A 12,928-nucleotide genomic window follows, 5' to 3' on the forward strand; every position below is an offset into this window, starting at 1 on the left:
GCAGCGCAGCAAAGCATACCGGGCTGGTCGCGGTAATGACAGATTAATAGCGTTTTCGATGTTATCTGCAAATGAAAACGCCGGGACGATGTCCCGGCGTTATAAGCAATCAACGTCAACCGATGATCTTGCTGATCACCGTGGCCTGGTCCAGATTCTCCGCTTCGCTGGCGCTGCGTGCGCGGTATTCAACGGTGCCCGCAGCCAGGCCACGCTCGGATACCACGATGCGGTGCGGAATGCCGATCAGTTCCATGTCGGCAAACATCTGGCCCGGGCGTAGGCCGCGGTCATCCAGCGCGGCATCAACGCCGGCGGCCTGCAGTTCGGCCAGCAGCGCTTCGGCGGCTGCGGTCACCGTCGGGTCCTGCTTCGGGTTGATCATGCATACCACGGCTTGCCACGGTGCCATGCTGACCGGCCAGATAATGCCGGCGTCGTCGTGGTTCTGTTCGATGGCAGCGGCGACGATGCGCGACACGCCAATGCCGTAGCAGCCCATCGCCATCACCGCGGCCTTGCCGTTCTGATCCAGCACGGTGGCTTTCAGCGCCTGCGCATATTGGCGGCCCAGCTGGAATACGTGGCCGACTTCAATACCACGGGTAATCTTCAGTTCGCCGCCGTCCTGCGCACGGTCACCGGCGACGACGTTGCGAATATCTGCGACTTCCGGCTCGGCCAGGTCGCGGCCCCAGTTGACGCCGGCAATATGCAGACCTTTCTCATTGGCACCGACCACAAAGTCAGCCATTGCCGCCACTTCGCGGTCAGCGACCACGCGGATCGCTTTGCGCGGGTTCAAGGGGCCGAGGAAACCCGGCTCGCTGCCCAGATAATCGGCAATCTCGGCTTCGCTGGCCATACGGTAATCATTGAGGCCAGCCACCTTGGCCAGTTTGATCTCGTTGACTTCGTGGTCGCCACGAACCAGGGCCAGCACGAATTCATTTTCGGTGGTCATAACCGCGATCGATTTGACCGTGCGCAGCAGGGCGATACCCATCAGCGCGGCCACTTCTTCGCAGGTCTTCTGGGTAGGAGTGTCGATCTTGCGCAGTTCTTCGCTGGCGGCGGCGCGCGCTGCCGGATCAGCGGCAATCGCCGCTTCCACATTGGCGGCGTAGTCCGAGCCGGTGGAGAACACCAGGGCATCTTCGCCGGAATCGGCGATCACGTGGAATTCCTGCGAAGCGTCACCGCCGATCGCGCCGGAATCGGCCTGCACTGCGCGGAACTCCAGCCCCAGACGGGTGAAGATGCGGGTGTAGGCGGCCTTCATGTTCTCGTATTCGGCGACCAGGCTGGCGTCGTCCAGATGGAAGGAATACGCATCCTTCATCAGAAACTCGCGCGCGCGCATCACCCCGAAGCGCGGACGGATTTCGTCACGGAACTTGGTCTGCACCTGGTAGAAGTTGACCGGCAGCTGCTTGTAGCTGGACAGCTCCTGGCGCGCGAAGTCGGTAATGGCTTCCTCGGCGGTGGGGCTGTAGCAGTATTCCTGCTCCTTGCGGTCCTTGATTTTCAGCAGCTGGCCGCCGAATTTCTGCCAGCGACCGGTTTCTTCCCACAGTTCCTTGGGCTGGATGGTCGGCAGCTGCAGTTCCACCGCACCGGCGCGGTTCATTTCCTCGCGGACGATGGTTTCCACCTTGCGCAGCACCCGCAGGCCCAGCGGCGACCAGGTGTACAGGCCCGATGCCAGCTTGCGGATCATGCCCGCGCGCAGCATCAGCCGGTGGCTGACCAGCTCGGCGTCGGCAGGGGTTTCCTTGGTGGTATGCAGGTGGAAGCGGGAAAGACGCATGGCAGGGGGCTTCGCAAAACGGACGATCCCCTATTTTGCCAGCCTTGCAGCCCACTCGCACCGGCGCAATCGAGCTAGGGCGATCTGCGTGCGCCAGCTGTAGTTCCCGGCCATGCTCGGCAGGGGCCTTCCCAGCGCCCGGCCAACGCCTTGGAAACCGGGAAACTCTGGTTGCTGGACAACGCTGGCAATCGCGGGGCCATGAGCTTCGCGGCTTACGCCGCTCCCACAACCGCACAACCCAGCAGCTCTGAAGGCTTATTTGTTGGGGGCAGACTTGCAATAGACCGCAGCTACCGCCTCGGCCAGCTGCTTCTGCGCCGCGCGCTGGGCGTCATCCAGCGGAGCGCCTGGCTTGCCATCGGCACCAACGCCATGAGTGACCGGGCCACTGCCGTTCAGTAAATCCAGATTTTTGCGCGCCCCCAGGCACTGTTCGGATTCGCCGGCTTCGGCCGCAGCCACTGGCTCGGCGACAGATGCGCCGCTGGCGGTGATGCGGCGGGTCTCGTACTGCTTGCCGGCCGGCGGCCGCTCGGAGTACTGGGTGACGCCATTGGCGTCCTTCCACTTGTACAGATTGGCGGCGCTGGCGGTGGCAGCGGTGCTGAGCAGGAGCAGGCAGCAGAGGCGTGGCAGGGTGAACATGACAACTCCAGGCACCGGAACAGGGCAGGAAGCGATTGCAGCACCCGGTGACGTGGCTGGCAAGTCGATTAAACTGGTCGGTATGGACGAACTGAGACCACCACCGCGTTCGCGCAGCATCTACCTGCTCCCGAACCTGTTTACCACCGCCGGCCTGTTTGCCGGGTTCTACGCGATCATTGCCGCCTCCAACGGGCAGTTCGTCCACGCCAGCGTCGCCGTATTCGTTGCGGCGGTGATGGACGGGCTGGACGGCCGGGTTGCGCGTTTGACCGGCACTACCAGCGAATTCGGCGTGCAATACGACTCCCTGGCCGATCTGGTCAGCTTCGGCATGGCGCCGGCGCTGGTGATGTACCACTGGGCGCTGTCCTCACTGAAGTTTGACGGCGACGTGCTGGGCCGGGTCGGCTGGTCGGCGGCCTTCCTGTATGCGGCCTGCGCAGCGCTGCGTCTGGCCCGCTTCAATACCCAGGTGGGCACGGTCGACAAGCGCTGGTTTGTAGGCCTGGCCAGTCCGGCTGCGGCCGGTTTGATGATGTCCTTCGTCTGGGCCTTCGCCGATGGCGACTCGGCCTGGAGTGGCGAGGAGCTGCGCTATGTGGCCTTGGGTGTCACCATCGTGTCTGGTCTGCTGATGGTCAGCCGGGTCCGTTTCTGGAGCTTCAAGGGTGGCAGCGAGAAGGGCCCGCGTTCTGAGCGCGTGCCGTTCGTGGTGCTGGCGCTGGTGCCGATCATCATCTCGATCGTGGTGCTGGACCCAGCGCGCACCTTGTTGGCGGTTGGCGTGATCTATGCGCTGTCCGGCCCGGTGATGTGGGCGCTGCAACGCTGGCGGCAGCCGGCCGGCAAGGTGCAGTGATCGGCTTCTCGCCCGAACCGGTGTGGACCGCTGAGCAGCAGGCATGGCTGCAGGCGATGGGCTACACCGTTTATCTTGAAGGCGGCGCGCTGGATGCGCCGCCTGCCGTGGCTGCGCCAGCCTTTGACACCGCTACGGTAGCGGTGGAGTTGGCAGCGCAGCCGCAACCTGCGGTGACCAAGTCGGTTGCTGTTGCCCCGCCGCGTGAAATGGCCGCAAAGGCACCGCAGGCACCGAGCACCGCACCTGCGCCGGTATTTGCTGCAGCTACACCGGGTGGTGTTCGTCGCAGCGGCGGCTTGGGGATGCCCGACCGCCTGCAGATCGCCTTGTTGCGTGCTTCTGGCTGCAATCCCAATGAGCCGGAAACGCGGGCGCTGATGGACAGCTGGCCCTTGGCCCAGCTGCGTGCCGATCCGGCCGCCAAGCGTGCCCTGTGGCCACAGCTGCGCAGCTTGCGGCGGAAAGCACGGCAATGACCGCGCTGGGGTCGGTCCTGCGTCCCATGCACGAGGGGGACCTGGATGCGGTGATGGAAGTGGAGCTGCGCGCCTATCCGTTCCCGTGGACGCGCGGCATCTTCCAGGATTGCCTGCGTGCTGACTATCCCTGCCGGGTGCTGGTGCAGGATGACGGTATTGTCGGCTACGCCGTGCTCAGCATCGCCGTTGATGAAGCGCACGTACTCAATGTCTGTGTTGACCCGCTGTGTCAGTCGCGTGGTCACGGCCGGCGTTTGCTGCGCGAGTTGGTGCGGGTTGCACGGCAGCGTGGCGCGTTGCGGGTATTCCTGGAAGTACGGCCGTCCAATACCTCGGCCATCGCGCTGTACCACAGCGAAGGCTTCAACGAGATTGGCCGCCGCCCGCGCTATTACCCGACGCCAAACGGACGCGAAGATGCGCTGGTGATGGCGATGGAACTGGTGGACGACGACATCAGCGTGATGCCGCCGCTCTGAGCTTTGCTCAGGCTACGTCAGTCGCAACAGCACTACACCGGCGATGATCAGCACCGCCGCGAGCAGACGCTTGCGGCTGATGTGCTCTTTCAATAGCAGCGCTGAAATCAGCAGCGCGAACAGGATCGAGGTCTCGCGCAGCGCGGCGATCACCGCGACGGGCGCAATGGTCATCGCCCACAGTGCGATTGCATAGGACGCCGTGGTGCCGATACCGCCGACCAGTCCGCGCTGCCAGTTGCCACGCAGATAACTGCCCAGCTGCTGGCGGCGGGCGAACAACGCCCAGATTGGCAACGGCAAGCCAGACAGCAGGAACAGCCACAGCGTGTAGCTCAATGCATTGCCGGACAGGCGCGCGCCCTGTGCGTCGACCAAGGTGTAAGTGGCGATGACCATGGCGATGCCTAGCGGCAGGCGGATGTTGCGGACGGTGCTGCTGCCGGCCATGCACAGGATGCCGGTGCTGATCAGCGCGATACCGCTCCAGGCGCTGGCAGACAGGTGCTCGTTGAACAGCCAGGTGCCGGCGATGGCAACCAGCAAGGGCGCGCAACCACGCATCAACGGGTAGGACAGGCTCATGTCGGCGCTGTGATAGGCGCGTGCGACCAATACGTAGTAACCGGTTTGCAGGATGGCTGATGCTGCGAGCCAGGGCAGGCTGGCTGCGGCAGGGGCTGGCAGCCAGGGCAGGGCGATGGCGGACAGGATCGCCGCCCAGCCGGTGACCAGGATCGTGGTCAGCAGCTTGTCGCCGCCGAGTTTGACGATGGCATTCCAGCTGGCGTGGAGCAGGGCGGCGAACAGGACGGCGCAGAAGATGCCGAGGGACATTGGGTTCTGTCGTTGGGGTGCTTGGGGAGGGTAGCTGGGATTGGGGGGGGCTGCGGGGAGGCAAAGTCAAAACTCAAAAGCAAGAAGCCAAAAAGCCCCCTCATCCGCCCTCTGGGCACCTTCTCCCGCAGGCGGGAGAAGGGATTGGATTGCACAGATTTGTTCGGCCCGCAGGCTCCCTGAGCGATCGGCACTGCGCGCTTGAGCCCGAGCAACTCAGTCAACCCGTAGACGTGCATGGCGCATTGCACTCTCTTCTCCCGCGTGCGGGAGAAGGTGCCCGGTAGGGCGGATGAGGGGGCTCTTCGCTCCTTGCCCTTCGATGGTCAACGCACAAAAGAAAACGCCGCCCAAAGGCGGCGTTTTCCACAACAGCAACCAGCAAGCCTTACAGCTTCGCGCGCTGTTCCTGCAGGCCGGCCAGCTGGCTGTTCCAGTCAAGCAGACGCACACGCTCCTGCTCGACCACCGCTGCCGGTACCTTGTCGGTGAACTTGGACAGCTTGACCTCGCTCTTGTCCTTCTCCGAAGAAACGCGGGCGATTTCCTTGTCCAGACGCGCACGCTCGGCATCCAGATCAACCAGGCCTTCCAGCGGCACCAGCAGCTTCAGTTCGCCAACGATGGCGGCCGCAGCCGGCGGCGTCACCGCATCAGCGGCCAACCAATCAATGCTCTCCAGCTTGAGCAGGAAGCGCAGCTGCGAGGCGAAACGGTCGAGGCGGCTGCGGTCGGCAGCCTGCCCGCCCTGCAGCAGCAGACGCACCTGTTTGGACGGCGGCACGTTCAATTCGCTGCGCACGCGGCGCAGGGCGCTGACCATGGTCTTGAACCATTCCACGTCGACTTCGGCCTGCGCGTAATCGCCGGCAAACTCTTCCGCGGTCGGGTAGGTACGCAGCGACAGCGACTCGGCGTTGATGCCAAGACGCGGCGCCACCTGCTGCCATAGCTGCTCGGTGACGAACGGGATCAGCGGGTGCAGCAGGCGCAGCACCGCTTCCAGCACGTACAGCAGGGTATGACGGGTGCTGGCCGCATCCTCGGCGTTGTCGCCGTTGAGTGCAGGCTTGGTCAGTTCCAGGAACCAATCGCAGAACTCGTTCCAGACGAACTCGTACAGCGCCTGCGACAACAGGTCGAAGCGGTAGTCGGCGTAATGCTGCTGTGCTTCGGCCGAGACCTTGGCCAAGCGCGCCAGAATCCAGCGCTCGGCATCGGTGCGCGGCTGCGGTACGCCGGTGAAGCTCGCACCCTCGGTGTTCATCAGGGTGAAGCGGCTGGCGTTCCACAACTTGTTGCAGAAGTTCTTGTAGCCCTCGGCGCGGCTCATGTCGAACTTGATGTCGCGGCCGTGGGTGGCCAGCGCGGCGATGGTGAAGCGCAGCGCATCGGCACCGTGGGCGATGATGCCGTCCGGGAATTCCTTGCGCGTGGCCTTCTCGATCTTCTCGGCCATCTTCGGCTGCATCAAGCCATGGGTGCGCTTGGCAACCAGGTCGTCGATGCTGATGCCGTCGATGATGTCCAGCGGATCCAGCACATTGCCCTTGGACTTGGACATCTTCTGGCCCTGACCATCGCGGATCAGGCCGGTGATGTAGACGTCCTTGAACGGGATCTGGCCGGTGAAGCTGTCAGTGGCCATGATCATGCGGGCAACCCAGAAGAAAATGATGTCGAAGCCGGTGATCAGCACGTTCGACGGCAGGTAGCGGTCGAAGCCGCGCTCGGCCATCGCCGCTTCATTCGGCCAGCCCAGGGTGGAGAACGGCCACAGCTGCGAGGAGAACCAGGTCTCCAGCACGTCGCTGTCCTGGGTCAGCAGCACGTCGTCAGCCAGTCTGGCCTTGGCGCGGGCTTCGGCTTCGTTGCGGCCGACGTAGCAGTTGCCTGCCTCGTCGAACCACGCCGGAATGCGGTGGCCCCACCACAGCTGGCGGCTGATGCACCAATCCTGGATGTTCTCCATCCAATGGCGATAGGTGTTGATCCAGTTGCCCGGCACGAACTTGATGCTGCCGTTCTCGACCAGTTCCAGGCCGCGCTTGGCCAGCCCGTCCATCTTCACGAACCACTGGTCGGTCAGATAGGGCTCGATCACCTGGCCAGTACGGTCGCCGCGCGGCACCTGCAGCTTGTGCGCCTTGGTTTCGACCAGAATGCCGAGGTCTTCCAGTTCGGCCAGGATCACCTTGCGTGCCGCGTAACGGTCCAGCCCGCGGTATTGCACCGGGGCGTTTTCGTTGAGCGTGGCTGTGGTGGTGAACAGGTTGATCATCGGTAGGCTGTGACGCACGCCGACCTGGTAATCGTTGAAGTCGTGCGCCGGGGTCACCTTGACCACGCCAGTGCCGAACGCCTTGTCGACGTAATCGTCGCCGATCACCGGCACGCTGCGGCCGGTCAGCGGCAGGGTCACGCTCTTGCCGATCAGGTGCGCGTAACGGCTGTCTTCCGGATGCACCATCACCGCGGTATCGCCCAGCAGGGTTTCCGGACGGGTAGTGGCGACGACCAGATAATTGCGGGTCTCGCGCAGGGTTTCGACGCCGTCGGCGTCCACTTCGACGTGCTCATAGCTGGCACCGTCGTTGAGCGCATAGGCGATCGACCACATGAAGCCGTCTTCTTCCACGCTCTCCACTTCCAGATCGGAAATGGCGGTCTTCAGCACCGGGTCCCAGTTGACCAGGCGCTGGCCACGGTAGATCAGGCCCTGCTCGTGCCAACGGAGGAAGGACTCGATCACCGCCTCGCTCGGGCCAGCGTCCATGGTGAAGGTGCTGCGCGACCAGTCAGCCGAGGTGCCGAGGCGGCGCATCTGACCTTCGATCACGTTGCCCGAATGTGCCTTCCACTCCCACACCTTGTCGATGAAGCCATCGCGGCCCAGCGAGTCGCGGGTTTCGCCCTTGCCTTCCAGCGCCAGGTTGCGGCTGACCACCATTTCGGTGGCGATGCCGGCGTGGTCGGTACCCACCTGCCACAGCGTGTCGTAGCCACGCATGCGGTGGTAACGGATCAGCGCATCCATCAGCGTCTGCTGGAAGGCGTGGCCCATGTGCAGGGTGCCGGTGACGTTCGGCGGCGGCAGCAGGATGGTGTAGGGCTCGCCCTTGCCGGACGGCTTGAACAGGCCGGCTTTCTCCCACGACTCATAGAGCGCGGTTTCAAAGGTTTTCGGGTCGTAGCTGGAGGCGAGTTGATTCATAAGATGGCGAATAGAGACTGGGGAATAGGGAATGGGTCAGGGACGGCAGCGTGGGGAGTCGTTTCCCCATTCCCGGCTCCATGTTCCCGGTAGGTGCAGCATGTCGCACTTCATGGTGCAGCATGTTGAACCTGTTGAACGGACTCTGGGAAAGATCGGAGGGAGGCGGTTTTCCATTCTCGATTCTCCACTCCCTATTCCCGGCTTCACTCACATGTCGTATTTGTTGAGCGTGTAGTTAGCGGCCTTGTACTGGCGCCAGCGCTCACGCAGCGGTTCACGTGCGGCTGGGTCGGCCGGCACCACTTCCAGCACGCGATCGCACGCACCGAGGTAGGGCTCGTCGCGCAGGTTGATCACCAGCGGGCGCTCGGGTGCTTCGGCGCCCGGCGTGGCGATCAGCACGATGGCCTCTTCCTCGTCCACGTCCTCACCGATGATCTGGTGCGGGATGTAGGCGTCCGGGTCGAACGACCACAGCAACTCGTCCAACTCCTCGGCCTGGGCCTGGTCACGGGCCAGTACCAGCGTGTACAGGCCGCCATCGTTGGCCTTGCGCGCGAGTTCGCACACCAGCTTCAGTGGCTCGGTGAGAAAGCGCGGCTTGGCAATCAGGTAGAAGTCGGCACGCATAGTCTTTGGGAATCGGGAGTGGGGAACGGGGAAAGGGAACAGCGGCGCGCGACCACATGTCTGCGCGCCGGCAAGGTATCAGGAGCTTGGCTTCTGCCCACTCCCGATTCCCTTTTCTCAATTCCCGGCGGTGCCGGCAACGCGATCCAGCAGCCACTGGGTCAGCAGGCCGACCGGGCGACCGGTGGCCATGCCGCGCTTGCCTTCATCGCTGGCCACGCCGGCGATGTCGAGGTGCGCCCAGCGCTGGCCTTCGGTGAAGCGTGACAGGAAGCAGCCAGCGGTGATGGCGCCGGCCCAGCGGCCGCCGATGTTGTAGACGTCGGCGAAGCTGGAATCCAGCATGCCCTGGTACTCGTCCCACAACGGCAGGCGCCAGGCCCGGTCGAACACGTTCTCGCCAGCGGCGGTCAGTTCGTTGGCCAGATCGTCATGCTTGCTCATCAGGCCGGCGGTCTGGTGGCCCAGGGCCACCATGCAGGCGCCGGTCAGCGTCGCAACGTCGATCAGCGCGGCCGGCTCGAAGCGCTGCGCATAGGTCAGTGCATCGCACAGGATCAGGCGGCCTTCGGCGTCAGTGTTGCCCACTTCGATGGTCTTGCCCGACATCGAGGTGATCACGTCGGACGGACGGTAGGCGTTGCCGTCGATGGCGTTTTCCACCGCCGGGACGACCACCACCAGGTTCAACGGCAGCTTGGCCTTGACCGTGGCGACGAAGGTGCCGATGACGTTGGCGCCACCGCACATGTCGTACTTCATTTCCTCGATGCCACCCTGGGTCTTCAGGTTGACGCCGCCGGTGTCGAAGGTGATGCCCTTGCCGACCAGTACGTAGGGCTTGGCGTCACCGCCATTGCTCCACTTCAGCACCACCAGCTTGGGCCGGTTGGCCGAGCCACGGGCCACGGCCAGCAGCGAGCCCATGCCCAGCGCTTCCATCTGTGCTTCGTCCAGGATCTCGGCTTCGGCACCGTCGTGCTCGGCAGCGAACTTGACCGAGGATTCGGCCAGGTAGGCCGGGGTGCAGTAGTTCGGCGGCAGGTTGCCCAGCTCGCGGGCGTATTCCACACCGGCGGCAATGGCCTGGCCCTGCAGCAGCGCGGCTTCGTCGTTGCTGGCGATGGCCAGCGACTCCAGGCCCGGTGCTTCCGGCTTCTTCTTGCCCAGGGTGGCGGTGTAGCGGTAGCTGGCATGGTTGGCGGTGATCACTGCCTGACGGACGTTCCAGGCAGCATCGCGGCCGCCGACTTCCAGTTCGTTCAGGGTGAACAGCGCGCTGCGGGTGTTGCCGGCCTTCAGGGCGCGGGCGGCGTCGCCGGCGGCCTTCAGGTACTGCACCACGCCGAACTTGGCAGGGTCGCCGAGGCCAACCACCAGCACGCGGGCGGCGCTGACGCCGGCCAGATCGTGCAGCAGGGTGGTGTTGCCGGTCTTGCCGCCAACATCGCCGCGCTCGATCAGGGCAGCCAGACGGCCACCGGAAGCCGCGTCCAGGGCCTGTGCGGCCGGGCTCAGCGACTTGTCAGAGAAGGCGCCAACAATGACGCAATCCACCTCGGCGGAGACCGGGGCGGCGTGGTTCAGGGTGAATTCCAGAGACATTGATCAGATTCCGTTGCCAAATCCGTACAATCGCAGGCTGTATACGCAAGGCCATGGAGGCCGTGCGTTCTGCGGACTAAACCGAGAGTTTAAACCACCGACCCTATGGCGAAGCTTGACCGCTACCTTCTGAGTGACTTCCTCCAGAGCTTTCTGGCGACTTTGACCGTACTTCTGGTAGTCAGCATGGGTGGTGTGCTGGTCGACATCCTCGGCCGCATTGCCGATGGCCGCATCCCGGCCGGCCTGATGCTGTCCCAGCTGGGCCTGCAGTTCATCGTCTACCTGCCTATCATCCTGCCCCTGGCGCTGATGCTGGGGCTGGCCCTGTCGATCGCGCGGCTGTACCGGGATTCAGAAATGGCGGTGCTGACCGGTGTTGGTGTTGGTCCCAAGCGCCTGCTCAAGCCGATCCTGTTGCTGACGGTGCCGGTGGTGGCGCTGGTCGCGGCCTGCTCGCTGTGGCTTGGCCCCTGGGCCGACCGCAACGCCGAGCGGATGTTGCAGGAAGCCAGTCGCAGCATGGTCGTGGCCGGACTGGAACCGGGCCAGTTCACCCCGCTGGCCGGTGGCGGCATTGTCTACCTGTCTTCATTGACGGGCGACGGCACCAAGATGGGCAAGGTATTCATGCAGCGTCAGAAGGATGGGCGTATCGACGTGGTATCGGCAAACAGCGGCGCGATGTTCTTTGAAGGCGAGCGTCAGCGCTACCTGCGCCTGGAGGACGGTTATCGGATCGAAGGCCCGGAGAGCGGAACCCTGGATTACCGGCTGATGCGCTATGCGCGCAACGAAGTGGCCTTGCCGGACCGCGAGGAAGTGCGCGACGAGAATGATCCGGAGATGCTGACCACCAGCAAGTTGCTCGGCGATGACCGGCCCGAGGCCAAGGCCCAGCTGCATTGGCGCATCACCCCGCCCTTGCTTGCCCTGGCATTCGCCCTGCTGACCTTGCCGCTGGCCCGCAGTGCGCCGCGCCAGCAGCGTTACGGCCGCATCATGGTCGCGTTCCTTGCCTATACCGTAGGCGTGTGCCTGAGCATTCTCGGCCGCCAGTGGCTGGCTGCGGGCAAGCTGCCGGTGGACGCCGGTATGTGGTGGTTGACCCTGCCGTTGCTGCTGCTGGCGCTGTGGTTGTACTTCCGTGATGGGCACTTGAGTCGTCGCCGTGTGGGGGCAAAGGCATGAGGTTGCTGCCGCGGATTCATGACGTTTACGTAGGCCGCACCGTGTTGCTCACGGTGCTGGTGGTGTGGATGGTGCTACTCGGTCTGGACGCGATCATGGCCTTGTCCGGCGAGGCCGGGAAAATCGGCCAGGGCCACTACAGCTTCGGTCATGCCTTGGCATGGGTGGCATACACCTTGCCGCGCCGCGCCTACACCATCTTTCCGATGGCTGCGGTGATTGGCGCGCTGATGGGTCTGGGCCAGCTGGCAGCAACTTCCGAGCTGACCGCGCTGCGCGCGATCGGCCTGTCGCGGCGGCGGATTGCGGTGTCGGTGGCGATTGCGCTGTCACTGCTGACCGCGTTGATGGTGGTCAATGGCGAAACCCTCTCGCCCTGGGCGCAGGGCCGCGCCGATGCCTTGAAGGCCAGTGCCCGCTTCAATACCGATATGGCCACGGCCCGCTATTCGGGCCTGTGGGCGCGTGAAGGCGATACCTTCCTCAACGCGTTGACCGGCGAAGAGCAGCTCAGCGCCGACGGTCAGTCGACCTTGCTGCTGCATGACGTGCGCCTGTATCAGCTGAACGAAGACGGGCGCTTGCTGAGCCTGACCTATGCCAAAACCGCACGTCACGACAGCCAGGGCTGGGTGTTGGAAAGCGTGCGCCGCGACACCTTCGGCGAGCGTTCGGTCACCCGTCAGGAGCTGTCCAGCGAAAAGTGGGCCTCGCAGTTGGATGCCTCAGCGCTGGCTTCCGGCCTGGCCAAGCCGCGCAACCTCGGCGTTGGCGAACTCAAGACCAGCATCGATTACCGCAAGCGCAATGGCCTGGACGCGCGGGAGTACGAAGACACCTACTGGGGCCGCTGGTTCTACCCCTTGAATGTGTTGGCGCTGTGCCTGGCCGCGGTGCCGTTTGCGTTTGGTTCGCTGCGCAGCGGTGGCATGGGCAAGCGCTTGTTCCTGGGCATGCTGTTCGCGTTGGGCTTCCTGCTGCTGCAGATGTTCTTCGGGCGCATGGCTGGCGCGCTGAAGTTTGATTACCGCATCGCCTATGCCTTGCCGCCGCTGTTGATGCTGGCCATTTCCGGCTGGTTGTCACGACGACGGGTAGGGTAGTGCAGGGTAGAGCCGAGCCATGCTCGGCTGAGGCTTTCCCGGTAACGCGTCTTGCCGAGCATGG

11 protein-coding genes are annotated in these 12,928 nt (G+C 64.1%); 5 read left to right on the forward strand and 6 right to left on the reverse strand.

The window, feature by feature from the left end; translation table 11 throughout:
* Positions 1–115: 115 nt before the first annotated feature.
* Both ACVOLZ_RS04220 and ACVOLZ_RS04225 read right to left on the reverse strand, forming a co-directional pair.
* Positions 116–1,810 (reverse strand): proline--tRNA ligase, encoded by a 1,695-nt coding sequence (locus ACVOLZ_RS04220; RefSeq protein ID WP_481507991.1) that lies wholly within the window; start codon positions 1,808–1,810, stop codon positions 116–118.
* 258 nt (positions 1,811–2,068) lie between these two features.
* Positions 2,069–2,458 (reverse strand): DUF4124 domain-containing protein, encoded by a 390-nt coding sequence (locus ACVOLZ_RS04225; protein ID WP_481515180.1) that lies wholly within the window; start codon positions 2,456–2,458, stop codon positions 2,069–2,071.
* An 82-nt stretch (positions 2,459–2,540) separates the two neighbouring features.
* Between ACVOLZ_RS04225 and pssA the strand changes: the two genes are divergently transcribed.
* From pssA to rimI, 3 genes are read left to right on the forward strand one after another with little or no spacing between them, the layout of a single operon-like run.
* Entirely contained in the window at positions 2,541–3,320 is a 780-nt protein-coding gene (gene pssA / locus ACVOLZ_RS04230) for a CDP-diacylglycerol--serine O-phosphatidyltransferase (protein ID WP_481515233.1), read from the forward strand.
* Between the two features lie 56 nt (positions 3,321–3,376).
* Positions 3,377–3,799 (forward strand): alanine acetyltransferase, encoded by a 423-nt coding sequence (locus ACVOLZ_RS04235; protein ID WP_481515234.1) that lies wholly within the window; start codon positions 3,377–3,379, stop codon positions 3,797–3,799.
* Positions 3,796–4,281: a ribosomal protein S18-alanine N-acetyltransferase gene (rimI, locus tag ACVOLZ_RS04240; RefSeq protein ID WP_481515181.1), complete on the forward strand. Its 486-nt coding sequence runs from the start codon at positions 3,796–3,798 to the stop codon at positions 4,279–4,281. The genes ACVOLZ_RS04235 and rimI overlap by 4 nt, the downstream gene beginning before the upstream one ends.
* Positions 4,282–4,293: 12 nt before the next feature.
* On the opposite strand, the gene ACVOLZ_RS04245 is transcribed toward rimI, so the two are convergent.
* The 4 genes from ACVOLZ_RS04245 to ACVOLZ_RS04260 form a co-directional block, all read right to left on the reverse strand.
* Entirely contained in the window at positions 4,294–5,118 is an 825-nt protein-coding gene (locus ACVOLZ_RS04245) for an EamA family transporter (protein WP_481515182.1), read from the reverse strand.
* A gap of 388 nt (positions 5,119–5,506) precedes the next feature.
* Positions 5,507–8,332 (reverse strand): valine--tRNA ligase, encoded by a 2,826-nt coding sequence (locus ACVOLZ_RS04250; protein ID WP_481515183.1) that lies wholly within the window; start codon positions 8,330–8,332, stop codon positions 5,507–5,509.
* 210 nt (positions 8,333–8,542) lie between these two features.
* On the reverse strand, positions 8,543–8,965 hold the full coding sequence (locus tag ACVOLZ_RS04255; protein ID WP_293706579.1) for a DNA polymerase III subunit chi: 423 nt from the start codon (positions 8,963–8,965) through the stop codon (positions 8,543–8,545).
* 117 nt (positions 8,966–9,082) lie between these two features.
* Positions 9,083–10,570 carry a leucyl aminopeptidase gene (locus ACVOLZ_RS04260; protein WP_481515184.1) on the reverse strand — a complete coding sequence of 496 codons (1,488 nt, stop codon included), beginning with the start codon at positions 10,568–10,570 and terminating at the stop codon, positions 9,083–9,085.
* A gap of 105 nt (positions 10,571–10,675) precedes the next feature.
* Here ACVOLZ_RS04260 and lptF point away from each other — a divergent pair, with 105 nt between their 5' ends.
* Complete coding sequence (gene lptF / locus ACVOLZ_RS04265; protein ID WP_481515185.1) at positions 10,676–11,761, forward strand: LPS export ABC transporter permease LptF; 1,086 nt, start codon at positions 10,676–10,678, stop codon at positions 11,759–11,761.
* Positions 11,758–12,864 (forward strand): LPS export ABC transporter permease LptG, encoded by a 1,107-nt coding sequence (gene lptG, locus ACVOLZ_RS04270; RefSeq protein ID WP_481515186.1) that lies wholly within the window; start codon positions 11,758–11,760, stop codon positions 12,862–12,864. Before lptF ends, lptG begins: the two co-directional genes overlap by 4 nt.
* The last annotated feature ends 64 nt before the right edge of the window (positions 12,865–12,928 follow it).

The sequence above is a fragment of the Stenotrophomonas sp. STEN020 genome, from assembly GCF_056760195.1.